The organism is Arthrobacter sp. SW1, assembly GCF_001766675.1.
In the GTDB taxonomy this organism is placed as follows: Bacteria; Actinomycetota; Actinomycetes; order Actinomycetales; family Micrococcaceae; genus Arthrobacter.
Map to the genome: position 1 here is coordinate 483230 of NZ_MJLT01000001.1, position 22642 is coordinate 505871.

Here is a 22642-nt window from a genome sequence, read left to right on the forward strand (position 1 = left end):
CCTTGTAATTCCGATGAAAGTGAACGCTTGATGAAAATCAAAGCTCTGAAGTGGCTGTCCACCGTCCCCGTGGCTGCTGCCCTTGTCGTGTCCCTCGCCGCCTGCGGCGGCGGTGCGTCCCCCGCTGCCTCGGGCCCCACCGACGCCCTTGCCGGCGCCCAGAACGCCGACAAGTACACCACGGCTGACGTCACGGCACTGGACAAGATCGACAAGAGCAAGCTGGGCCTCATCACCGACGGCACCATCAAGGTGGGCACCCTCTCTGACGCCCCGCCGAACATCTTCATCAAGGACGGCAAGTTCACCGGCTTCGACAACGAGCTCCTGCGCGCCGTGGGCGACAAGCTGGGCCTGAAGGTCGAGTTCGTCTCCACCGAGTTCTCCGCCCTGCTCGGCCAGGTCAAGAACAAGCAGTTCGACGTCGGATCCTCCTCGATCTCCACCACCGACAAGCGCCGCGAGACCGTCGCCTTCACCAACGGCTACGACTTCGGCTACATGGCCGTTGTGGCCAAGGAATCCGGCAGCGTGAAGGGCTTCGACAGCCTCAAGCAGGGCATGCGCATCGGCGTTGTCCAGGGCACGGTCCAGGACGACTTCGTCACCAACACCCTCAAGATCGAGCCGGTCCGCTTCCAGGACTACAACACGGTCTTCGCCAACCTGAAGTCCGGCCAGGTTGACGCCTGGGTTGCCCCGTCCCAGCAGGCCACGGGCCAGGTCAAGGCCGGCGACGGCACCAAGATCGTGGAGCAGCGCGCCACCACCCAGAACTTCTCGGCCTACGCCGTGGCCAAGGACAACACCGCCCTGGTCGAGGCCCTGAACTCCGGCCTGGACGCCGTGATCGCTGACGGCACCTGGACCAAGCTGGTCAAGGAATGGATGCCCGAGCGCAAGACCGCGGAAGAGCAGCGTCCCGAAGGCTGGAAGCCCGGCAGCAAGGCTGTCCAGGTCAAGTAAGCCGCGCTCCCGGCGCCGTACCTCAAGCGCCGATCGCCTTGCACAACACATGAAAACCGCCCGGCCCGGATCCCGCCCCAAGGGATCCGGGCCGGACGGCTGACATCAAGGAGTCACATGGATACCCTCACCCGCCTCGGCGAGACATTCCTCGATTGGAAAGCGATCGGCGAGGTCCTGCCCACCATGTTCGCCGTGGGCCTGCCCAACACCCTGATCATCGCCCTGTCCGCAGGACTGATCGGTACCCTGCTGGGTATCCTGCTGGCCCTCATGGGCATCTCGCGCAATCCCGTAGCCCGGTGGATCGCCCGCATCTACACCGATATCTTCCGCGGCCTGCCCTCCATCCTGATCCTCCTGGTGATCAGCCTCGGCTTCGGCCCGCTCTTCCGTGAAGCAACCGGCATCAGCACGCCGTACCCGATGGGTATCGCGGCCTTGGCACTCATGGCCGCGGCGTACATCGGCGAAATCTTCCGTTCCGGCATCCAGAGCGTGGACAAGGGCCAGCTTGAGGCCTCGCGGGCCCTGGGCTTCGGCTACGGCCCGTCCATGCGCATGATCGTGGTGCCGCAGGGCATCCGCCGCGTGCTCCCCGCCCTGATGAACCAGTTCATCATTCTCATCAAGGAATCCTCGCTGATCTTCACCCTGGGCCTCATGGCGTCCGAGCGGGAAATCTTCCAGATCGGCCGCGACCAGGCCTCCCTGAGCGGCAACCTCTCCCCCTACGTTGCCGCCGGCATCTTCTACCTGGTGCTGACCATCCCGCTGACGCACCTGGTGAACTACATCGACAACCGCCTACGCACCGGCAAGGAACAGAAGCACGAACCGGACGAGGCCGCGGCCGTCATCGGAAAGGGAGCCCACGCATGAGCCACTTTGAATCCGGATCCCTCACCGGCAAGAACCTGCACCTCGCCTTCGGCCACAACAAGGTCCTTCGCGGTATCGACATCCACGTGGAGAAAGGCACCGCGGCGTCCGTGATCGGTCCCTCCGGTTCCGGCAAGTCCACCCTGCTGCGTGTCATGAACCGCCTCATCGAACCGGACCAGGGCGACATCCTGCTGGACGGCCGTTCGGTCCTGAAGGACAACCCGGACGAGCTGCGCCGCCGCATCGGCATGGTCTTCCAGCAGTTCAACCTCTTCCCGCACAAGTCCGTGGGCGAGAACGTGGCGTTTGCCCTCCGGAAGCTGCGCAAGCTCCCCAAGGACCAGGCTTGGGCCGAGGCCCTGGAACAGCTGGACAAGGTGGGCCTGAAGCACAAGGCCGAGGTACGCCCGGCCACGCTCTCCGGCGGCCAGCAGCAGCGCGTGGCAATCGCCCGGGCCCTGGCCATGAAGCCCGAAGTGATGTTCTTCGACGAAGCCACCTCCGCCCTGGACCCCGAGCTCGTCAAGGGCGTGCTCGCGCTCATGACGGAGCTGGCCCAGGAGGGCATGACCATGGTGGTGGTGACCCACGAGATGGGCTTCTCCCGCAACGTATCCAACCAGGTGGTCTTCATGGACGGCGGCGTGGTGGTGGAAAACGGCAGCCCCGAGCAGCTCTTCACCGAGCCGAAGACGGAGCGCCTGCAGAAGTTCCTCTCGGACGTGCTCTAAGCACCTTCAGGAAATCCCCGGTTACCGGACAATTCCCCTGCGAACGCGGCAGGGATTGTTCCGGTAACCGGGGATTTCCCCGTTAAACAGAAAGCTACTTGCCCGCCTTCACCCGGAGGATGGTGAGCGCCGCGGCGTCGACGGCCTTGCGGAAGGCGGGCTCCGCCGTCGCGCGCTTCAGGACCTCGGCGTACATGGCGGAAACAGCGCCGGGATCGGCGCAGAGCGCCATGGTGCCGCCGGCGGCGATGAAATTGGCTGCCCGCTCCCCCATGCTCCAGGGCGAGAGCTGGGCGGCGTTGCAAAGATCATCGGAAACGATGATGCCTGTGAAGAGGGCGTCGCTACGGAGCATGGTGCGCATGACCACCGGTGAGAACGGCGCGGGCCGTGCCTTGTCGATGCGGTCGTAGTAGGCGTTAGACACCATGACCCAGCGGACGCCCCCGCGGATGGCGGCGGTGAACGGCGCCAGGTACGGATCCGTGCGCGTGGTGGCGGTGTCGTGGACGTTGCCGCTGGTGTCCGTGTTGAGCGTGACCCGGCCGAGCCCCGGGTAGTGCTTGACCACGGGCGCCACCCCGGCGTCGCGCAGGCCGGAGGCGAAGGCGTTGCCGTGTGCGGATACCGACGACGGCGTGTAGCCGTACTCGCGCTGGAAGTAGCCGATCGGGGCGTTCGACGGCGCGAAGGCGGCACCGGGGACCGTGTCCAGGACGGGCGCGAGGTTGACGTTGACCCCGGCTTTGCGGAGTTCGGCACCCCAGCTCCAGGCCTTGGCCCGTAACTGGGCCGGCGGGGTGGCGGACTGGACGAGCGCCGTCGGGATCTCGGAGAAACCCGGGCCGCGCAGGACCTGGACGTAGCCGCCTTCCTGGTCGGTGGCCACTGAAACCGGAACCTTGTTCCCGGACTTCGCGGCGGCGGAGCGCAGGGACGCCACCAGCGAGGCCGTGGCACCGATCCCGGATTTACTGCGGCCTGCCAGGTAGAAGTTGCCGATGTTCCGGCCGAGGAGTCCGGTGACGGCTGGGGCGTCGCTGCCATCGGCCTTCGCTCCCACCATGAAGAGCTGTCCCACGCGCTGCTCCAAGCGAAGGGAGGCGAGGACGCCTTCGGGCGTCGCGGGCGGCACCGGCTTCGCCGTCGGACGGGGCTTCGGCGCGGCGGATGGTGTGGGCGTCGCGGTGGGCCGCGGCGTCGGGGGCGCTGTGCGCGCCGAAGGGGACGCGGACGACGGCGGCGCGGCGGCCGGGCTTGACGCGGACGATTCGCTGTGGCCCGGCTGAGGCGTGCCGGACGGTGTGCATGCCGTCAGGACCGTGAGGGAGACGGCGAGTGCCAGTGTGCCGGCACGAGGGAACCAGCGCTGTCGTCGGGAATGGGGTGAGTAAGTGTGAAGCATGGAACCAGCCGCCTGCCAGGCCTCCTGCGTACCAGGCCAGCCTACGCCTGCGACGGCCGGCGGCGGGGGAACCGCCGCCGGCTGAGGCAAGAGGATCAGGCAGCAACCGCCTGGGCTGCAGCCTTGGCGGCGGCCGGGAGGGCGTCGAAGATCCGGTTCATGGCGGCGTCGTCATGGGCCGCGGAGAGGAACCAGGCTTCGAAAACACTCGGGGGCAGGTAGACGCCGGAATCCAGCATCGAGTGGAAGAACGGCGCATAACGGAACACCTCCTGGGCCTGCGCGTCGGCGTAGTTGTGCACGCCGTTGGCGGAGGTTCCGAAGGCCACGGAGAACAGGTTCCCGGCGCGCTGAATGGAGTGGTCCACGCCGGCTGCATCCAGCGCGGAGGACAGGGCCGCGGAAAGCTCGAGCGAGCGGGCATCAACATGCGCATACACCTCGGGCGTAGCGTGCGTCAGCGTGGCCACACCTGCGGCCATGGCCACCGGGTTTCCGGAGAGGGTACCCGCCTGGTATACGGGGCCGAGCGGCGCGAGGTGGTCCATGACGTCGGCACGGCCGCCGAGGGCCGCCGTCGGCATGCCGCCGCCGATCACCTTGCCGAAGGTGAGCAGGTCCGGAGTCCAGCCTTCGGAGGCGCCGCCGGTGAGGCCCCAGTAGCCGGCGTAGCCGGTGCGGAAGCCGGTGAGGACTTCGTCGAGGATGAGCAGCGCGCCGTGTTCGCGGGTGATGCGGGAGAGGGCGGCGTTGAAGCCGTCGCCGGGCGTGACCACACCCATGTTGGCCGGGGCGGCTTCGGTGATGACGGCGGCGACGTGTTCGCCGTGCGCGGCGAAGGCGGCCTCGACGGCGGCAACGTCGTTGTAGGGCAGCACGAGGGTTTCGGCGGCGGCGGCTTCGGTGACGCCGGCCGAACCGGGAAGGGCCATGGTGGCCAGGCCGGATCCGGCGGACGCCAGCAGCCCGTCGAGGTGGCCGTGGTAGCAGCCGGCGAACTTCACGATCAGGTTGCGGCCGGTGAAGCCGCGGGCCAGGCGGACCGCTGTCATGGTGGCTTCGGTGCCGGTGGAGACCATGCGGAGGCGTTCGACGGCGGAGACGCGTTCCTTGACCAGCTCGGCCAGGCGGGCCTCATCGGGAGTGGACGCACCGAAGGACAGGCCGCGGTCCACGGCGGCGTGGACGGCGTCGAGCACGGCGGGGTGGGCGTGGCCGAGGAGGGCCGGGCCCCAGGAACAGACGAGGTCCACGTAGTCCTTGCCGTCGGCGTCGGTCAGGTAGGCGCCCTTCGCGGCGACCATGAAACGCGGAGTGCCGCCCACGGAACCGAAGGCGCGCACGGGCGAGTTGACGCCGCCGGGCATCAGGGTCTGGGCATGGGCGAAGAGATCATCCGAACGAGTCATGCCTTTATTCTTTCATCCCGGACGGGCGGGAAATTCCGCCCGTCCGGGATGAAGAGCGTCACTTCACCTGTGCGTTCACGGCCAGCAGCTCCGCCACCCGCGGCGCCACCTCGGTGCCGAACAGCTCGATGGAACGCATCATGTTTCTATGTGGCAGGGTTCCGCTGCTGTACTTCAACTCGAAACGGTCCGCACCGAGCGAACCCTTGAGCTTGGCGATCTTTGCCGCCACCGTATCCGGCGAACCAACGAACAGCGCGCCATCCTCGTCAACGAGCGCCTCGAATTCGCCGTATCCGGCCGGGCCCCAGCCCCGTTCCGCACCGATCCGGTTCCGGGTGGCCAGCCAATGCGGGTAGTACTCCTCGCGGGCCTGCTCATCCGTTTCCGCAACATAGCCCGGCGAGTGGACGGCCAGCTGCTTGGGATCATGGCCGGCCTCGGCCAGGCTGCGGCGGTAGAGCTGGGCGAAGGGAGCGAAGCGTTCGGGTTCGCCGCCGATGATCGCCAGCACCATCGGGTAGCCGTAGGCCGCGGTGCGGACCACGGACTGCGGGGTGCCGCCGACGCCGATCCACGTGGGCAGCAGGCGGTTCTCCAGGTGCGGGTAGACCATCTGACCGTGCAGTCCGGCGCGCGTGCGGCCGTCCCAGTTCACCGGCTTCTGGGAACGGACGCGGTGGTAGAGCTCCAGCTTCTCTTCGAAAAGCACCTCGTAGTCGGCCAGGTCGTAGCCGAAGAGCGGGAAGGATTCGGTGAAGGATCCACGCCCCAGGATCACTTCGGCCCGGCCGTTGGAGACGGCGTCGAGGGTGGCGAAGCGCTGGAAGACCCGGATGGGATCGTCCGAGCTGAGCACCGTGACGGCGCTGCCCAGGCGGATCCGCTTCGTGGCGGAGGCGATGGCGGCCAGCACCACTTCGGGAGCGCTGACCGCGAAGTCGCGGCGGTGATGCTCCCCCACGCCGAAGGAGTGGAGCCCGACGGCGTCAGCCAGCTTGGCCTGCTCCACCAGCTGGCGCAGTACCACGGCATGGTGCTTGGGTTCGCCGGCATCGTCGAGGTCGACGTCGCCGAAGGTGCTGACGCCCAACAGCATCGTATCGGCCGCTACGGGAGCCGTCGGATCGAAAGCGGGATCAGTAGCTCTGGGATCAAGGGACTCGGAAGCTTCGCTGTTTTCATGCATACGCATACAAACGGAGAAGGCCCCGGAATCATTCCCGCGGTGCGGACGCACCGCCGTCGGGCAGTCCGGGCCTAGCCTTCCTTCAGCCAGCCGGCCAGCTCGGAGGCCCAGTACGTCAGCACCATGTCCGCGCCGGCGCGCTTGATACCGAGCACGGATTCCGTAACGGCGCCACGGCGGTCGATCCAGCCGTTGGCGGCAGCGGCCTCGATCATCGCGTACTCGCCGGAAATCTGGTAGGCCGCCACGGGCACGGGGCTCATGGCCGCGACGTCAGCCAGGATGTCAAGGTAGCTCATGGCCGGCTTGACCATGACCATGTCGGCGCCTTCCTCAAGGTCCAGTTCCACCTCGATGATCGCTTCGCGGCGGTTGGCGGCGTCCATCTGGTAGCTCCGGCGGTCGCCCTTGAGCTGCGAGTCCACGGCTTCGCGGAAGGGGCCGTAGAACGCGGAGGCGTACTTTGCGGCATAGGCCAGCACGGCGGTGTTCTTGTGCCCGGCTTCCTCGAGGGCCTGGCGGATGACGGCGATCTGGCCGTCCATCATGCCGGACGGCCCCAGCACGTGCGCACCGGCGTCGGCCTGCGCCACAGCCATCTGCCCGTAGATTTCCAGCGTGGCGTCATTGTCCACGTAGCCGTTGGCGTCCAGCACGCCGCAGTGGCCGTGGTCGGTGAATTCGTCCAGGCACACGTCGCTCATGACCACCAGATCGTCGCCCACTTCGGCGCGGACGTCGCGGATGGCCTTGTTGAGCACGCCGTCCGGGTCCAGGGATGCGGAGCCGGAAGCGTCGCGCACAGCGGGAACACCGAACAGCATGATGCCGCCAACGCCCAGCTCCACGGCTTCGGCTGCGGCCCGCTTCAGGGTGTCCGTGGTGTGCTGCACGACGCCGGGCATGGAGCTGATCGGCGCGGGCTCGCTGAGGCCTTCGCGGATGAAGGCAGGCAGGATGAGGTCCGCGGGGGCCAGCCGGTTCTCGGCGGTCAGGCGGCGCATGGCCGGGGTGGTGCGGAGCCGGCGGGGGCGGTGGTGGGGGAAGCTCATGTCAGCCCTTCGGTAGCGAACAATTCGGTGAGGGCGGCGACGATGCCGTCCGGGGTGGGTTCCTTGGCCGTCGCGGCGACGGCGATCCCCACATCAGCCGCCTCGGCCGCCGTCGAACGGCCGATCGCGATGAAGCGGCACTCCCGCAGCGGCAGCAGGGTCGCGGCGACCCGCCGCGCGGCACTCGGTGAGGCAGCCACGACGGCGGCCAGCCCGCCGTCGTCGATCAGCGTGCGGGCGGCGGCCGGCTCCAGCAGCGGCAGCTCCCCGCCGTCGGCATCCGACCAGGCCGGGGCCTTGGCGAGTTCCGTCACCAGCCGCTCGTCCGGGCGGGCCGGGTAGTCGACCGTGCGGTAGGCGGTCACGACGGCGACCTCCGCACCCTTGGCGGCCAGGCCGCCGGAGAGGAGGGTGTCGGCGATGTCCGCCTGGGGAAGGAGGACGCGGCCGGTGCCTTCCGGCCAGACCTCGAGGAGGCCGGCGGCGGACTGGCTGCCCTCCGGTGCAAGGTCCACGCGGATACCCTCGGCCTCGAGGATCCGGCGTGAGGACGGGCCGATGGTGGCAACCCGGACGCCTGCCGGGATGAGTGCGGACAGCTCCGCTCCGCGCTCGGCGGCCTTGGCCTTCAGCGCCCGGACCGTGGTGATACTGCTGACCACGAGCCAGTCATAGTCTCCTGCCGCGAGGCCATCGAGGGCATCCCCCAGCGCCTGCTGGTCCGCCGCGCGTTCGAAATCGATCAGCGGCAGCAGCAGCGGCTCGGCACCGGCGTCGGACAGTGCCTGCGCCAGCGACGCCGCGCGGTCGGGGCTCCTCGTGATGAGGACCTTCCGGCCGCGCAACGGAGCAGCGGCAGCATTTTCCATGGACTCAGGAAGCGGCAAGGTCGGTAATCTCCGCGGCGCCGGCGGCCAGCAGCAGTTCCGCAACCTCAATGCCGAGCAGGGTGGCGCCGACTTCATTGAGGCCATCCGTGGCCTTCTTCTCACGCACGGTCTTCGCGCCGTCCACCGAGCAGACCACAGCCTCCAGGTAGAGCATGCTGCCCTTGCGGTAGGCGAAGGCGCCCACCGGGGCGGCGCAGCCGGCTTCGAGACGGGCCAGCACGGCACGTTCGGCCGTGACGGCGAGGCGTGTGTCCTCATCGTTCAGTGCCGCAAGGGCCTGGGCCAAGGCCTCGTTCGAGCCGCCGGCGGGGGCATCGGCGGTGCGACATTCGATCGCGAGCGAGCCCTGGCCGGGTGCCGGGAGCATGGCGTCGCTTTCGAAGTATTCGCTGATGGCGTCCAGGCGGCCGATGCGTTCCAGACCGGCCGCGGCGAGCACGACGGCGTCCAGGTCGCAGCTCTTGCCGGGCACCACGGCGTCGGTGCTGTTGCCCGGCAGTCCGGGCACGCGACCGAGGCGGGTGTCCACGTTGCCGCGGATGTCCACCACCTCGATGTCCTGGCGCAACGCGCGGAGCTGGGCGGCACGGCGGGGCGAGCCCGTGCCCACCTTGGCTCCGGCCGGAAGCTGCGCCAGGGTGAGGCCGTCACGGGTGCAGAGGACGTCGCGCACGTCCACGCGCTTCGGCGTGGCAGCGATGGTCAGCCCCGGTTCGGCACCGGTTGGCAGGTCCTTGAGCGAGTGCACGGCAACGTCGCAGCGCTTGTCCAGCAGAGCCTCGCGGAGGGCCGCCACGAACACTCCCGTACCGCCCATCTGCGACAGCGAGCCGGTCTTCACGTCGCCTTCGGTGGTGATGTGGACGAGTTCGACGTCGAAACCTCCGACCGCGGCCAGCCGGTCCGCGGTCTGCTGCGTCTGGGTCAGCGCGAGCTTGCTGGCGCGCGTACCGATCCGTACGGTCACTTGCCGGCCCCGGCGGGGTAAGCGTCATGGCCGGTGCCCACGGTGGAGCCGACCTCAGCAATGACGGGCTTGGTGCCACGGAAGTTCTCGCAGCAGTTCGGACGGCACACGTCGTACCAGGGACCGAGGTCCGTCACGTGCGGGCGCTCGGCGATGTTGTTGCCGGTGGTGCGTTCGCAGATCAGGTCGACAAGTCCGGAGACGAACGCCGCATGCGTGCCCGGGGTGGGGACGCGGGTGGCTTCCATGCCGAGGTTTTTGCAGGTTTCCAGGGCCTCGGTGTCCAGGTCCCAGGCGACTTCCATGTGGTCGCTGACGAAGCCGAGCGGGACGATGACCACGCCGAGGACGCCCTCGGGCGCGATCTCTTCGAGGTGGTCGTTGATGTCCGGTTCCAGCCACGGAATGTGCGGGGCGCCGGAGCGGGACTGGTACACGAGGTCCCATGCCACGTTGGGAGCCACGGCGTCCATGATCGCGCTGGCGTTCGCCAGGTGCTGCGCGGCGTAGGCCGAACCTTCGGCAAATTCGCGCGGTTCGTCGTCCGACTTGCCGGCAGCTTCGGCGTCGCGGGTGGGGATGGAGTGCGTTGCAAAGAGCACGCGGATCTTCGAATCCGGATCCTCGATTCCGGCAGCGGCGAGCTTGCCGCGGATTTCCTCCAGGCCGGCCGCCGTTCCCTCAAGGAAGGGCTGCACCACGCCGGGGTGGTCGAAGTACTGGCGGATCTTGTCCACCTGGAGCTTGCCGTCCAGGCCGGTCTCCGTCAGGGCCATGCCGATGTCCTCACGGTACTGGCGGCAGCTGGAGTAGCAGGAGTAGATGCTGGTGGTGAGCATCAGCAGTCGGCGGTGGCCGGCGTCGTACGCGTCCTGCAGGACAGGCGCGATGTAGGGATCCCAGTTACGGTTGCCCCACAGCACGGGCAGCTCGATGCCGCGGGCGGCGAGCTCGGCCTCGATGGCGGCCTTCAGTTCGCGGTTCTGCTGGTTGATGGGGCTGATGCCGCCGAAGGCGCGGTAGTGGTGCGAAACCTCTTCCAGCCGCTCATCCGGGATGCCGCGGCCGCGGGTCACATTGCGCAGGAAGGGAATGACATCCTCCTGGCCCTCCGGGCCACCGAAGGAAGCCAGCAGCACGGCGTCATACTGCAGCGGTTCCATGCGCCCGCGTTCCGTAACCTCGTTAAGCTCCGTGGAGACGCTGAGGCTCATGCCAGGACCTCGGCGATCTCCGCGGCGCTGACGCGGCGGCCGGTGTAGAACGGGATCTCTTCGCGGACGTGGTTGCGGGCATCCGTGGCGCGCAGGTGGCGCATGAGGTCCACAAGGTCCACCAGCTCCGGGGCTTCCAGGCCGAGGATCCATTCCCAGTCGCCCAAGGCGAAGGAGGACACGGTGTTGGAAATGACCTGCGGGAAGTCGCGGCCGAGGAGGCCGTGGTCGCGGAGCATCTTGCCGCGCTCTTCGGCGGGCAGCAGGTACCACTCGTAGGAGCGGACGAAGGGGTACACGCAGAGCCAGGTGCTGGGCTCGACGCCGCGGGAGAAGGCCGGGGTGTGGTTCTTGGCGAACTCGGCTTCGCGGTGCACGCCCATGGCGGACCAGACGATCTCGGTGCCTTCGAACAGGGCGCTGCGGCGGATGTCGCGGACGGCGGCCTGGAGGGCCTCGGGCTTGGCGCCGTGCAGCCAGACCATGATGTCAGCGTCGGCGCGCATGGCGGAAACGTCATAGCTGCCGCGCAGGACAACGCCGTCCTCGGCCAGCTTGGCGGTCAGTTTCTCGAATCCGGCGGCAGCGTCGCTGCTGCGCTGGATGTCTGCCGAACGCTTGAAGACAGTCCACAGGGTGAAGAACTGTTCTTCGTTCTCAGCAGTTTTAGTGACAGATTCGGCAGAAGTGTGGCTCATGGTTCAAGTTTGCCCTTTGTTAGGTACTAAGTCGAAACGGATCAGTTCTACAACGCGTAGAAGTGTTTTATTTCACAAGATCATGGCTTTTCAGCGCTCCGGGCGGCCTCCGGGAAGGCAGCATTGAGCTGCCTTTCGGTGTCGGCGACAACCGCCGCCAGGCCGTTGCCGGCCAACCAGCCGCCCACCAGGATCAGCCCGCCGGCCTGCGCGGCCACCTTCCGGACCTCGGCCACCCGTTGCTTGTGCCCGACGGCAGCAAACGGCAGGGCTCCGGCCCAGCGGACCACATCCCAGTCGAGCACGTCCTCCGTGCCCAGTTGTACGCCCAGCAAGGTGGAAGCATCGTGGAGCGCGGCGTCAAGAAGCGCGGCGTCGTCCAGGGTTGCCGGATCCGCATCGGCACCGGCCGTTCCGCCGTGCGCCCGGCCGTAGGAGAGCCGCAGCACGTGCGTTCCAGGCCCGGCTTCTTCGGCAAGCCAGTCCCATTTCGCCGTGGCATGGGTCAGCGCCTTGGCCTGGATCCCAGCTACCTGCGGAGCCACAAGGATTCCCGTGCCGCGCGGCCGCGAATCGAGTTCGGGCTTATCCAGGACCAGGCTGACCAGGCTGACCAACGGCCCGGCAGCCGGGCGGAGCGCCGCGAGTTCCGGCAGCTCTGACTCCAGCAGCCCGACGGCGGCGGGACCGTCGAGCGCGACGACGAGCCGTCCGGCGTCGTACGCCTGCGTCCCGCTGCCGCCGGTGGCACTGATCCGCCACGCACCGTCCACGCGCGAGACGGACTCCACGCGCGTTTCCGGAAGCAGCGTCACGTTGCGCTTGCGAAGATCCGCAAGCAGCGCAGTGATGAGGGTATTCATGCCACCGGCAAGCCCGGCGACGGCCGACCCGGCCTTCTTCGCACCGCCCGCGCCGGCGGAGGCACCCACCACCCGGCGCTGCTGCGCGACGGCGGCCGCCAGGGATCCTGTGCTCCGCAACGCGGCGCGCAGGCCGGGGGCCACCATGTCGATATCGAGCAATTCCGGATCGGCCGAATGCACGCCGCCCACCACCGGGGACACCAGCCGGTCCAGCACGCGCCGGCCCATCCGGGCACGGACCAGGGAAGCGACGCTGGTCACCTCTCCCCCGGCGCCCACGGACGCGGGAAGCCAGCGGTCGAGCGTTGCCCGGAGGGCGCCTGCCAGGCCCAGTGAGCGGCGGACTTCCGGGTCCCACGGGTTGGCGGGGATTCCGAGCACGCCGGTCTTGGGCAGTTCCTGCGGGCCGTCCGGCAGCTGTACCCAGGCACCGCCCGGATTCGGGGCCACGATGCGGTCCGCCAGGCCAAGTTCTGCGGCGAGGTCTGCCACGGCTGTGGAGCGGGTGGCGAAGGATTCCGCGCCGCTGTCCAGGCCCAGGCCGCCGAGTTCGTGCCTGCCGACGCAGCCGCCCCAGTCCGCCCGGGCTTCCAGTACCGTGACGGCCAGGCCGGACGCGGCGAGCCCGCGGGCCGCGAGCAGCCCGGAGATTCCGCCGCCGACGACGACGGCAGTTGCCGCAGCGTCCCGGCCCCCCGGGTCCTTGCTTGCCGGCGCTGCCGGCCGGCTGTGCACGGGCTACTCCGCCGGGATCGAGTGGATGAGTTCCACCACGCGGGTCAGGACGGTGGGGTCCGTTTCGGGCGGCACGCCGTGGCCGAGGTTGAGCACATGGCCGGGCGCGCCGGCGCCGGCGGCGATCACCGAACGGACGTGGGCTTCGAGGACCTCCCACGGAGCGGAGAGCAGGGCGGGGTCGATGTTGCCCTGCAGCGGAACGGTGCCGCCGAGGCGGCGGTTGGCTTCATCGAGGGGAAGGCGGTAGTCGACGCCCACCACGTCCACGCCCACGTCGCGCATGGCGACGAGGAGCTCGGAGGTTCCGGTGCCGAAGTGGATGAGCGGGGCGCCGAGGTGGCGGACGTGGTCCAGGGCGCGGACCGAGGCAGGGGCGACGTACTTGCTGTAGTCGGCCAGGCCGAGGGAACCCGCCCAGGAGTCGAAGAGCTGGCCGGCGGAGGCACCGGCTTCCAGCTGGGCGCGCAGGAACAGGCCGGAAGCGTCGGCCGCCCAGTTGGCCAGGGCAGCCCAGGTCTCCGGGTCTGCGTGCATCATGGTGCGCGGGCCGAGGTGGTCGCGGGACGGGCGGCCTTCCACCATGTAGGCAGCCAGGGTGAAGGGGGCGCCGGCGAAGCCGATCAGCGGGGTGCTGCCGAGCTCGGCCACGGTCAGGCGGACGGCATCCCGGATGGGTTCCAGCGATTCCCACGTCAACTGCGGCAGGGCGGCAACATCGGCAGCGGTGCGGACCGGCTTGTCCAGCACAGGGCCCACGCCGGGAACGATGTCCACGCCCACGCCGGCCAGCTTCAACGGGATGACGATGTCGGAGAAGAAGATGCCGGCGTCCACGTCATGGCGGCGGACCGGCTGCAGGGTGATTTCAGAGGCCAGTTCCGGGCGCAGGCAGGAATCCAGCATGGCCACACCCTCGCGCACCTTCAGGTACTCCGGCAGGGAACGGCCGGCCTGGCGCATGAACCACACCGGGCGGCGGCTCGGCTTCCGGCCGTGGTACGCCTGGATCAGCGGCGAGTCCGCGGTGCGGCCGTCCATGAGGGGGTGGCCGGCGTGGAGTCCGGTTGCCGCGGCGTCGCCGGCGGTGGAAGGGGCAGGCCGGGCGGAACCCGGCAGGGCAGAGCTGGAAGTCATGCCTTCGATTGTGCCCAACATCAGGGACGAAAGATAACGACAGTCTGTCGCCGGGCAGGCCACGTGGCCACCATCACAGCCGGCAGTGGCAGGAACCATGCCGCGCCTGTTGTTCTACCGGGCACCGAAAAAGCTATGATGGCTCTGCTGTGGTTCTTTTTTCTCTCGTGGCGACCCACGCCGACATCGACCTTGAGACCGTTGCTCAACTGAGCACCGGTTCTTCTGCGCTTGCTTCCGCCGCCCTGGCTGAAAGCGGCTTGGTTTCCGGCGCCGTTGTCCTCGCCACTTGCAACCGTTACGAAATCTACGGCGAGACCGCGCATGCCGAGGACCTCGAGGCGGCACGCTCGGCATTGGTCGGCCAGATCAGCGGGCTCAGCGGCCTGAACGAACAGCTCGTCTCCAAGGCCTTCAGCACCAACAGTGGACCCGAGGTCAGCCGGCACCTGTTCGCCGTGAGCGCAGGGCTGGATTCCGCCGTCGTGGGCGAACGCGAAATCGCCGGCCAGGTACGCCGCGCCCTCATCACCGCCCAGCACGAAGGCACCGCTTCCCCGGGCCTCGTCCGGCTCTTCCAGGCTGCATCGAAGACCGCGAAGGATGTCGGCGCCCAGACCGCGCTCGGCTCCCGTGGCCTGTCCATCGTGTCTGTGGCCCTCGACCTCGCCACGGACCTCGCAGACGACGCCGGCTGGAGCAGCAAGAAGGTGGTCGTCTTCGGCACGGGCGCCTACGCCGGCGCCACCATGTCCCTGCTGCGTGAACGCGGCTGCCAGGACATCTCCGTGTACTCTTCCTCCGGCCGCGCCGAGACTTTCGTGGCCACCCGCGGCGGTACGGCGCTCGACGCCGGGAGCCTGCCCGCCGCCGTCGCCGCGGCTGACGTCATGATCGGCTGCAGCGGCTCGGACAACCGCGTTGAGGCCGCCGAACTGGCGCGCATCCGCGAAGGCTCCACCGGCCCTCTGATCGCGATCGACCTGGCGCTGACGCATGACTTCGATCCCGCCGTCGGCGAGCTCGACGGCGTGGAGCTGCTGACGCTCGAATCCGTCCGCCTCGCCGCTCCGCAGGAGCAGGCCGAGTCCCTCGCCCAGGCGAGCAGCATTGTCTCTTCCGCGGCCGCGGCGTTCGAGCAGGAACGCGAAGCCCGCTCTGTTGACGCCGCGATTGTCGCCCTGCGCCGGCACACCATGAGCGTGCTGGATTCCGAGATGGAGAAGGTCCGGGCCCGCCACGGCTGCACCGCCGCGGCTGAAGAGGTCGAGTTCGCGCTTCGCCGCATGGTCAAGCAGCTGCTGCACATCCCCACGGTCCGGGCCCGCGAACTTGCCGCCAACGGCCAGCAGGACGACTACGTCGCAGCGCTTGAGGCCCTCTACGGCATCCAGGTGGAGCAGCCCGCGGCCGCCGCACCGGCGGCCGCGTGCCCCGTGGACCATTCCCGCATTGAACGCGGCGCCACGCCGCTCCCCCGAACCGAAAGCGCCTAAAGCTTCAGCGCGGCGCCAGGACGCAGAATTCGTTTCCTTCGGGATCAGCCATGACAACCCACGGCACCTCGCCCTGGCCGATGTCGGCAGTGGTCGCACCCAGCTCGCGGAGCCGCGCCACGGCGGCCGCCTGGTCATCTCCGGGATACGGCAGCAGGTCCAGGTGCATCCGGTTCCAGACGGTTTCCTCGCCCTCGGTGCGCAGGAATTCCAGGTACGGGCCCACGCCCCGGTCCGAACGCAGGCGCGCGTGCTCGTCATCCACCTCGTGCGCGGTCCAGCCGGTCGCTTCGCCCCAGAACGCAGCCATGGCACGCGGGTCCGAGCAGTTGACCACGATCGTGGCGATGGGGCCGGTATCGCGGTAGACCTCCCGTGGCTCAAGCACGCAGAAGGCATTGCCTTCGGGGTCCCGCATCACGGTCCAGGGCACATCGCCCTGGCCGATATCCGCGTAGGACGCGCCCAGTTCGAGCAACCGGGATACCAGCTCCGCCTTGTGCGCTTCCGAACTCGTAGCGAGGTCCAGATGGGCGCGGTATTTCACGGTCTCCGGCTCGGGAACCGCCACAACGTCCACGCACACCGCAGACGCGTCCGGCCAAGTGAAGCCGACGGGTTCGACATTGCTGACGCCGGGCCCTTCACTGGACAGCCCCCAGCCGAGGGCCTCCGCCCAGAACCGGCCGATCGCGACTTCATCTCGCGCCTTGAAATTTACCTGGACAAGTTGCAGGGCCATACTGCCCGACCCTACACCGGACTCGCCTAGTAGACCGGCTTCTGCGGTTCAACGTCGCGCACCCAGGCGAGGATGCCGCCGTCGAGGTGCTTGACCCGGGTGTACCCGGCCTTGCGGGCGGCCTGCAGCACCGCGGCCGAGCGCGTACCGCCCTTGCAGTGGAACACAATATCCTTGTCCTGCGGCAGCTCAGCCCAGGCCTCCCCCGCGAGGATCCTGCCCTGCGGGATCAGCACTGCGCCGTCGATGTTCACGATGTCGTGTTCGCCGCTCTCCCGCACGTCGATCAGGGCGAAGTCCTGCTCCCCTGCGTCGCGGGCTTCCAGCATGCCGGCCAGTTCAGTGGCGGTCACGGTGGGCACGGCGGCGGTGTCCGCCGCGCGCACGATGCCGCAGAAGGCCTCGTAGTCGGTGAGTTCGGTGACCGGCTCCGCTTCGGGGTCCTTGGCCACCTTGATTTCGCGCCAGCTGCCGCCGAGCGCGTCGAAGAGTGCCACCCGGCCCAGCAGGGAGCGTCCGACGCCGGTGATCAGCTTGATTGCCTCCGTCACCATGAGGGAGCCGACGGCGGCGCACAGCATGCCGAAGACGCCTCCTTCGCCGCAGGACGGGACGGAACCGGCAGGCGGCGCTTCCGGGTAGAGATCGCGGTAGCTGGGGCCGTGCTTGGCCCAGAAGACGCTGACTTGGCCGTCAAAGCGGAAGATGGACCCCCACACGTAGGGCTTGCCGAGGATTTCGGCGGCGTCGTTGACGAGGTAGCGGGTGGCGAAGTTGTCAGCGCCGTCCAGGATGAGGTCGTAGCCGGCGAAGATGTCCAGTGCGTTGGAGGAGTCCAGCCGGACCTGGTGCAGCTGCACGGTGACCAGGGGGTTCAGTTCGAGGATCGCGTCCCGGGCGGATTCGATCTTGGGGCGGCCGACGTCGGACACGCCGTGGATGATCTGGCGCTGGAGGTTGCTGAGGTCCACGGCGTCGTCGTCGATGATGCCGATGGTTCCCACCCCGGCGGCGGCGAGGTACAGCAAAGCAGGCGAACCCAGGCCGCCTGCACCGATGACGAGCACCTTGGCGTTCTTGAGGCGGCGCTGCCCCACCGCTCCGATCTCCGGAATAATGAGATGGCGCGAATAGCGTTCCACCTCTTCGGTGCTCAGCTCCGCGGCGGCGTCCACAAGGGGCGGCAGCGGGGCGGACGTGGTCTGGGCAGCAAATGCGGTGGCCATACTTCAATGTATGCCTGCCATTGCCGCCAGGTCATATTACCGGCGCGTAAAGTGGTCATAACTGCAAGGGAAAGGCGGCAGACAAGTGGCTGAGAGCGCACGTGCACAGCAGGTGGTACCGGCAAAGCAGGAGCGGAGCGGGGCTGCACGTTCTGCCAGGCTTCCGCGCGACGAGCGGCGCGCCCAGCTGCTCAATGCCGCCCTCGAAGTGTTCGTCGCCAATGGTTTTCATGGTGCCGCGATGGATGAAATCGCCGAAACCGCCCGCGTCAGCAAACCCGTGCTGTACCAGCATTTCCCGTCCAAACGCGAGCTCTACATGGCGCTCCTGGACAGCCACCTGGCCACCCTCACGGAGCTCATGCTCGGTGCGCTGAATTCCACCACGGACAACAAGCAGCGCGTGCAGGCCGTGATGCGCGCTTACTACCAGTTCATTGCGGCCGATGACCAGGCCCACCGCCTGGTGTTCGAATCGGACCTGATCAACGATCCGGACGTCAGCTCCCGCCTGGAGACGTTCAACCGCACGTTCGCCGACGCCGTCGCGAAAGTCATTGCCGAGGACACCAAGCTGCCGCCGATGGAAGCACAGCTCCTGGGCCGCGGCCTGGCCGGAATGGCGCAGGTCAGCGCCCGGTACTGGCTGGAGACCGACGGCGGGCTGGACCTCGATGTGGCCAGCGACTTGATCTACCGTTTAGCTTGGCGCGGAATCAGTCGCTTCCCCAAAGAGTCCTAGGCTAGAAATAGAGAACTGAGTAAACCCCTTTTACCGGCTGGGAGGCCTTGCTGTGGAAGTAAAGATCGGCATTCAGAACGTTGGCCGTGAGATTGTGCTGGAATCTGCGCTCGATGCCGAGTCCGTCGCGAAGATCGTCGGTGAAGCCATTTCCAAGGGCACGGACCTTCGCCTGAGCGACGAAAAGGGCCGCCAGGTCATCGTCCCCGGCAGCGTGCTGGGCTACGTGGAGATCGGCGCCGAGGAAGTCCGCCGCGTAGGCTTCGGCGCCCTCTAGGCCTCCGGCGAAGGGAAGGGAGGGAGTTCACGTGCTTTCACTTGTCATCGTCGCCTTGGTGACCGTTGCCGCAGGCTTCCTGATCTGGGCGAACGACAAACGCCACAGCAAGTACGGCATCGCCCTCCCCGCCGGAGTGGCGCTGGCTGCAGGCATGCTGAGTTGGATCATCTTCATCCTGCTTGGCTTCGGCTACCAGCCCGGCCTGACGTGGATTCCCTGGGTGCTGCCGATGGTCCTCGGCACGGCGGCGGCTTTCGCCGTCGTCCTCTATCTCGGACGCGTCCGCACCGCGCGGGACACCGCCAAGCTGACCGCCGCGCTGCGCCTTTAGGAAGCGGCATCTCTAGGAAGCTGCGTCTTTAGCTGAGCCAAAGCTGTGGCCGCCAACCCTTCCGGTTGGCGGCCACCGTGCTTTAAACCGCAGTGCGTCAACCCGGGAAACGCTCGGGCTGTGCAGCGGCGCCCATGGACGCCGCGGCGTCACTGCAGCGCTGTGCGGCCTTGACGTCGCGCGCCGTAACTTTCGTGCCGGCGTCGTGCGAGGTGAAGCGCAGGAGCACCCGGTTGTAGCGCCAGTCGAGGTCCGGGTGGTGGTTCGCGTCCTCCGCGATCTGCCCGACGGCGGCAATCAGCTCCAGTGCGGCCGCGGCGGTGGGCAGTTTGTAGACCGTGACGAGGCCGCCGTCGCGGTATTCCCAGTCCGGCAGGCCCGGCAGGGCTGCCTCGATCTCCTCCTGGCTGAGAATGTCTTTCGCGTCGCCCATGGCGGAACCTCCTGTCCGGATCCCCTGCGGAATCCCTAAAGGAATTCGGCGCGTCCCTCCATTGCCGAGGAAGCCAGGGCGTGTTCCCGGCGCGGGATGCGGCCTGCCTGCCTGGCCAGCCTACCGGCCACCACTGCGTGTTTGAAGGCCTCCCCCATCTGCACGGGGTTCTGCGCGCGGGTGACCGCAGTGGCCAGGAGCACGGCGTCGCAGCCCAATTCCATGGCCAGGGCTGCGTCGGACGCGGTGCCGATGCCGGCGTCGAGCACCACGGGGACGGAGGCGCGGGAGACGATCAGTTCGATGTTGTGCGGGTTCAGGATGCCCAGGCCGGTGCCGATCGGCGCGCCGAGGGGCATCACGGCCGTGGCGCCGAGGTTCTCAAGGCGCAGCGCCAGCACGGGGTCGTCGTTCGTGTAGGCGAAGACCTTGAAGCCGCGGTTGACCAGTTGTTCCGTGGCGTCGACCAGTTCGACGGCGTCGGGCAGCAGGGTGTGTTCGTCGGCGATGACTTCCAGTTTCACCCAGTCGGTTTCCAGCGCTTCACGCGCCAGCTCCGCGGTCAGCACGGCATCCTTGGCGGTGAAGCAGCCGGCCGTGTTGGGCAGCACGCGGATGTTGTTGTCCACCAGGAGCTGGAACAGCGATCCGGTCTCGGCGGGAGAGTACCGGCGCATGGCCACCGTGGTCAGCTCGGTGCCGGAAGCGAGCAGGGCGGCGCCCAGGCCGTCCAGGCTCGGCGCCCCGCCGGTGCCCATGATGAGCCGGGAGCCGAGCTCGACGCCGTCGATCACCAAGGGATCGTTCTGGGTCCGGGTGCTTGTGGTGGTCATGGTTCAGCCTCCCTGTACCGCGGTGACGATTTCGAGTTCGTCGCCTTCTGCGAGCGCCGTGGCGGCCCATTGGCTGCGGGGCACCACTTCCGAATTGCGTGCGACGGCGACGCCGATCTTGCGCCCGTCCGTTGCCTGGCCGTTGGCGTCCAGGGCGCGGCCGGTGAGTTCGGTGACAAGGGTGGTGACCGAGGCTCCGTCGCCGATGGAGCGGTGGTCTCCGTTGAGTTTGATGTTCATGCGTGGTCCTTGAAGGTGGATGGTGTTGCGTGGAGGGGCGTGAAGCGGTCGGGGCGGAACTTGTCCCAGCGTTCGTCGTGGCGGCCGTCCAGCAGGTCCGCGCAGATGGCGGCGGCCGCGGGGGTGAGCAGGACTCCGTGGCGGAAGAAACCGGTGGCGACGATCAGCCCCGGCACGTCTCCGCCGTCGTCGGGCATCCGTACCCGGCCGAGAAGCGGCGCGTTGTCCGGCGTGCCGGGCCTGGCGCGGGCGGTGCATTCGAGCAGTTCGAGTTCCGCGACGGCGGGCAGCAGCACCTGGGCGTCGCGGAGCAATTGGTAGACGCCGCCAGCGGACACTGCGCTGGCGGAGCTTGGTCCGTCTTCGCGCTGGCTCGCCCCGATCACCACGGTGCCGTCTTCGCGCGGAACGATGTACACGGGCACCCCGCGGACCAGGCCTCGGACCGTGGCGGTCAGCAACGGTTGCAGGTGCTGCGGCACTCGCAGGCGCAGGATGTCTCCGTACACCGGGCGCACGGGAAGGCTGAGGCCTTCGGGCAGATCCTGCAGCGCGGGAGCGGCGAGCCCGTTGGCAATGATTGTTTCGGTGGCATGGATGTCGGAGCCGTCGGCAAGGCGCACACCGGTGACTGCGCCGTCGGTCCGGAGGAGGCCGGCCGCGGCGGAGCGGAGCAGGTATCCGTCCTCAGCGCCTGCAACCCAGGTACCGTGGTCCGGCGCGTGCTTGCCGAGGGCGTGGAGGATGGCCTCCGCGAGCCTGCGCGGGTCCACCTGATGGTCGCCGGGGATGTCGAAAGCGCACGATATCTGCGGGCTGAGCAGCGGCTCACGCTCGCGGGCCTCGCGCAGCGGCAAGGTCCGGACTTCCAGGCCCAGGCCAAGCTGGACGTCCCGGAGGTCGGCGAAAGCACGGCGGTCGGCGGCGTCGGCGCCTACGGCGAGGGTCGGCGTCGTACGGTATCCGGTGCCGCCCGGCGCGGCGTCCAGTCCTTCCACGAAGGCGGGCCACAACTGCGAGGAGGCGAGCATCAGCTCCAGGAGGTCTTCCTCCTGATAGTGCAGTTCGCTGACGGGGGCGAGCATGCCCGCGGCGGCGAAGGTGGCGCCGCTGGCGGGCGCGGGATCGATGACGACCACGGAGCGGCCGGAGCGGCGCGCCTCCAGGGCGATGCCGAGGCCGACGATGCCGGCACCGATGACGGCGACGTCGGCAGTGACGGCGGGCGTCCGGGGTGCCGGATGGGCTGTGTCCATGGGGTCCTTCCCTACGCCGGCATTAACCGGATCAGGTCAAGCGGTCGGCGCTGAAGCCCTCTCAGCCGCACGGTCTTATTACGACCGCTCGCGGCTCCCGCAGTACCAGCCCAGTTTAGGGGAACTACTCTGGATTCCATGGCCCAGCATGTTCTGCACACCACTGCCCGCCTGTACCTGTGCACCGACGCGAGGAAGAAGCAGGGCGATTTCGAGCAATTCGTGGACGCCGCGTTCGAGGGCGGAGTGGACATCATCCAGCTCCGCGACAAGACGATCGAAGCGGCCGAGGAACTGGAGCTGCTGGAGGTCCTGCACACGGTGGCGCATCGGCACGGCCGGCTCTGGGCCGTCAATGACCGCGCCGACATCGCGTCCCTCTCCGGCGCCCCCGTCTTCCACATCGGCCAGAAGGACCTCCCCCTCCGCGATGCACGGCACCTCCTGCACGACCCCACAGTGATCGGCCTGTCGACGCACACGCCGGAGCAGGTTGACGCCGCAATCGCCGCGTCCCCGGGCCGCAGCGGCCTGGACTACTTCTGCGTGGGGCCGGTCTGGGCGACACCCACCAAGCCGGGCCGGGACGCCGTCGGGCTGGACCTGGTGAAGTACGCCGCAAGCGCGGTGCGGGCCGCGGACGAAGAACGTGTGGGCGGAGTGCAGCTGCCGTGGTTTGCGATCGGCGGCATCGACCACAGCAACGTCGAAGAAGTGGTGCAGGCCGGCGCCAGCCGCATCGTCGTGGTGCGCGCCATCACCGAGGCGAGCGATCCGACGGCGGCCGCGCAGTCGCTGCTCGCGGCGTTGCCTGACTCCTAGGACCCTCCGGTCACAATCGGCCAGAAGGGCGACGGCGGCCCCTGCCGGGGCGCGTTTGGCTCCCCGGCAGGAACCCCCGCTCTTCCGCGGCAATCGT

At 68.4% G+C, this 22642-nt stretch carries 25 protein-coding genes and 1 riboswitch; of the genes, 9 read left to right on the top strand and 16 right to left on the bottom strand.

The annotated features are described in order from the left end of the window. Nucleotides 1–30: 30 nt before the first annotated feature. From BIU82_RS02250 to BIU82_RS02260, 3 genes are all read left to right on the top strand, one after another. The gene (locus BIU82_RS02250; RefSeq protein WP_070347803.1) at nucleotides 31–966 is read left to right on the top strand and encodes an ABC transporter substrate-binding protein; all 936 of its coding nucleotides are present in this window, start codon (nucleotides 31–33) and stop codon (nucleotides 964–966) included. A gap of 117 nt (nucleotides 967–1083) precedes the next feature. After that, complete coding sequence (locus tag BIU82_RS02255; RefSeq protein ID WP_070347804.1) at nucleotides 1084–1848, top strand: amino acid ABC transporter permease; 765 nt, start codon at nucleotides 1084–1086, stop codon at nucleotides 1846–1848. Beyond that, a complete protein-coding gene (locus BIU82_RS02260; protein ID WP_070347805.1) occupies nucleotides 1845–2582 on the top strand; it encodes an amino acid ABC transporter ATP-binding protein in 738 nt (245 codons plus the stop codon). The genes BIU82_RS02255 and BIU82_RS02260 overlap by 4 nt, the downstream gene beginning before the upstream one ends. Nucleotides 2583–2676: 94 nt before the next feature. Here BIU82_RS02260 and BIU82_RS02265 read toward each other — a convergent pair whose 3' ends face one another. After that, entirely contained in the window at nucleotides 2677–3663 is a 987-nt protein-coding gene (locus BIU82_RS02265) for a glycoside hydrolase family 3 N-terminal domain-containing protein (protein WP_074466394.1), read from the bottom strand. On the opposite strand from BIU82_RS02265, the gene BIU82_RS20110 reads away from it, so the two are divergent. After that, nucleotides 3647–3871, top strand: coding sequence for a hypothetical protein (locus BIU82_RS20110; RefSeq protein ID WP_253182645.1), 225 nt, complete (start codon nucleotides 3647–3649; stop codon nucleotides 3869–3871). The two genes, BIU82_RS02265 and BIU82_RS20110, sit on opposite strands and share 17 nt — an antisense overlap. A gap of 211 nt (nucleotides 3872–4082) precedes the next feature. Here BIU82_RS20110 and hemL read toward each other — a convergent pair whose 3' ends face one another. From hemL to hemE, 9 genes are all read right to left on the bottom strand, one after another. Continuing rightward, nucleotides 4083–5396 (bottom strand): glutamate-1-semialdehyde 2,1-aminomutase, encoded by a 1314-nt coding sequence (gene hemL / locus BIU82_RS02270; protein WP_070347806.1) that lies wholly within the window; start codon nucleotides 5394–5396, stop codon nucleotides 4083–4085. A gap of 58 nt (nucleotides 5397–5454) precedes the next feature. Beyond that, entirely contained in the window at nucleotides 5455–6585 is a 1131-nt protein-coding gene (locus tag BIU82_RS02275) for an LLM class flavin-dependent oxidoreductase (protein ID WP_070347807.1), read from the bottom strand. 71 nt (nucleotides 6586–6656) lie between these two features. Further along, a complete protein-coding gene (gene hemB / locus BIU82_RS02280) occupies nucleotides 6657–7637 on the bottom strand; it encodes a porphobilinogen synthase (protein ID WP_070347808.1) in 981 nt (326 codons plus the stop codon). After that, nucleotides 7634–8506, bottom strand: coding sequence for a uroporphyrinogen-III synthase (locus BIU82_RS02285; protein WP_070347809.1), 873 nt, complete (start codon nucleotides 8504–8506; stop codon nucleotides 7634–7636). The genes hemB and BIU82_RS02285 overlap by 4 nt, the downstream gene beginning before the upstream one ends. Before the next feature lie 4 nt (nucleotides 8507–8510). Then, on the bottom strand, nucleotides 8511–9494 hold the full coding sequence (gene hemC / locus BIU82_RS02290) for a hydroxymethylbilane synthase (protein ID WP_070347810.1): 984 nt from the start codon (nucleotides 9492–9494) through the stop codon (nucleotides 8511–8513). Beyond that, nucleotides 9491–10708 (bottom strand): ferrochelatase, encoded by a 1218-nt coding sequence (locus tag BIU82_RS02295; RefSeq protein WP_070347811.1) that lies wholly within the window; start codon nucleotides 10706–10708, stop codon nucleotides 9491–9493. Before BIU82_RS02295 ends, hemC begins: the two co-directional genes overlap by 4 nt. Next, nucleotides 10705–11406, bottom strand: coding sequence for a hydrogen peroxide-dependent heme synthase (hemQ, locus tag BIU82_RS02300; protein ID WP_070347812.1), 702 nt, complete (start codon nucleotides 11404–11406; stop codon nucleotides 10705–10707). Before hemQ ends, BIU82_RS02295 begins: the two co-directional genes overlap by 4 nt. A gap of 80 nt (nucleotides 11407–11486) precedes the next feature. Next, on the bottom strand, nucleotides 11487–13007 hold the full coding sequence (gene hemG / locus BIU82_RS02305) for a protoporphyrinogen oxidase (protein ID WP_070347813.1): 1521 nt from the start codon (nucleotides 13005–13007) through the stop codon (nucleotides 11487–11489). A gap of 3 nt (nucleotides 13008–13010) precedes the next feature. After that, nucleotides 13011–14144 carry a uroporphyrinogen decarboxylase gene (gene hemE / locus BIU82_RS02310; RefSeq protein WP_070348000.1) on the bottom strand — a complete coding sequence of 378 codons (1134 nt, stop codon included), beginning with the start codon at nucleotides 14142–14144 and terminating at the stop codon, nucleotides 13011–13013. 149 nt (nucleotides 14145–14293) lie between these two features. On the opposite strand from hemE, the gene BIU82_RS02315 reads away from it, so the two are divergent. After that, nucleotides 14294–15640, top strand: a complete 1347-nt coding sequence (locus BIU82_RS02315) for a glutamyl-tRNA reductase (RefSeq protein ID WP_070347814.1) — start codon at nucleotides 14294–14296, stop codon at nucleotides 15638–15640. 4 nt (nucleotides 15641–15644) lie between these two features. On the opposite strand, the gene BIU82_RS02320 is transcribed toward BIU82_RS02315, so the two are convergent. Together BIU82_RS02320 and moeB are read right to left on the bottom strand one after the other, a co-directional pair. Further along, nucleotides 15645–16382 carry a VOC family protein gene (locus tag BIU82_RS02320; protein ID WP_070347815.1) on the bottom strand — a complete coding sequence of 246 codons (738 nt, stop codon included), beginning with the start codon at nucleotides 16380–16382 and terminating at the stop codon, nucleotides 15645–15647. 26 nt (nucleotides 16383–16408) lie between these two features. Further along, nucleotides 16409–17608: a molybdopterin-synthase adenylyltransferase MoeB gene (gene moeB / locus BIU82_RS02325; protein WP_070347816.1), complete on the bottom strand. Its 1200-nt coding sequence runs from the start codon at nucleotides 17606–17608 to the stop codon at nucleotides 16409–16411. Nucleotides 17609–17720: 112 nt separating this feature from the next. Between moeB and BIU82_RS02330 the strand changes: the two genes are divergently transcribed. The 3 genes from BIU82_RS02330 to BIU82_RS02340 are packed head-to-tail and all read left to right on the top strand — an operon-like array spanning nucleotide 17721 to nucleotide 18961. Further along, nucleotides 17721–18350: a TetR/AcrR family transcriptional regulator gene (locus BIU82_RS02330; RefSeq protein WP_070348001.1), complete on the top strand. Its 630-nt coding sequence runs from the start codon at nucleotides 17721–17723 to the stop codon at nucleotides 18348–18350. A gap of 52 nt (nucleotides 18351–18402) precedes the next feature. Beyond that, entirely contained in the window at nucleotides 18403–18627 is a 225-nt protein-coding gene (locus tag BIU82_RS02335; RefSeq protein ID WP_070347817.1) for a DUF3107 domain-containing protein, read from the top strand. Nucleotides 18628–18658: 31 nt separating this feature from the next. Continuing rightward, nucleotides 18659–18961, top strand: a complete 303-nt coding sequence (locus tag BIU82_RS02340; RefSeq protein WP_070347818.1) for a hypothetical protein — start codon at nucleotides 18659–18661, stop codon at nucleotides 18959–18961. Nucleotides 18962–19058: 97 nt separating this feature from the next. Here BIU82_RS02340 and BIU82_RS02345 read toward each other — a convergent pair whose 3' ends face one another. From BIU82_RS02345 to thiO, 4 genes are all read right to left on the bottom strand, one after another. Next, a complete protein-coding gene (locus BIU82_RS02345; protein ID WP_070347819.1) occupies nucleotides 19059–19394 on the bottom strand; it encodes a 4a-hydroxytetrahydrobiopterin dehydratase in 336 nt (111 codons plus the stop codon). 35 nt (nucleotides 19395–19429) lie between these two features. Then, on the bottom strand, nucleotides 19430–20227 hold the full coding sequence (locus tag BIU82_RS02350; protein WP_070347820.1) for a thiazole synthase: 798 nt from the start codon (nucleotides 20225–20227) through the stop codon (nucleotides 19430–19432). Nucleotides 20228–20230: 3 nt separating this feature from the next. Next, nucleotides 20231–20467, bottom strand: a complete 237-nt coding sequence (thiS, locus tag BIU82_RS02355) for a sulfur carrier protein ThiS (protein WP_070347821.1) — start codon at nucleotides 20465–20467, stop codon at nucleotides 20231–20233. Then, nucleotides 20464–21723 (bottom strand): glycine oxidase ThiO, encoded by a 1260-nt coding sequence (gene thiO / locus BIU82_RS02360; protein ID WP_070348002.1) that lies wholly within the window; start codon nucleotides 21721–21723, stop codon nucleotides 20464–20466. The genes thiS and thiO overlap by 4 nt, the downstream gene beginning before the upstream one ends. Then, nucleotides 21715–21834, bottom strand: a riboswitch (TPP riboswitch). It overlaps the preceding gene by 9 nt. Nucleotides 21835–21861: 27 nt before the next feature. Between thiO and thiE the strand changes: the two genes are divergently transcribed. Then, nucleotides 21862–22545 (top strand): thiamine phosphate synthase, encoded by a 684-nt coding sequence (thiE, locus tag BIU82_RS02365; protein ID WP_070347822.1) that lies wholly within the window; start codon nucleotides 21862–21864, stop codon nucleotides 22543–22545. The last annotated feature ends 97 nt before the right edge of the window (nucleotides 22546–22642 follow it).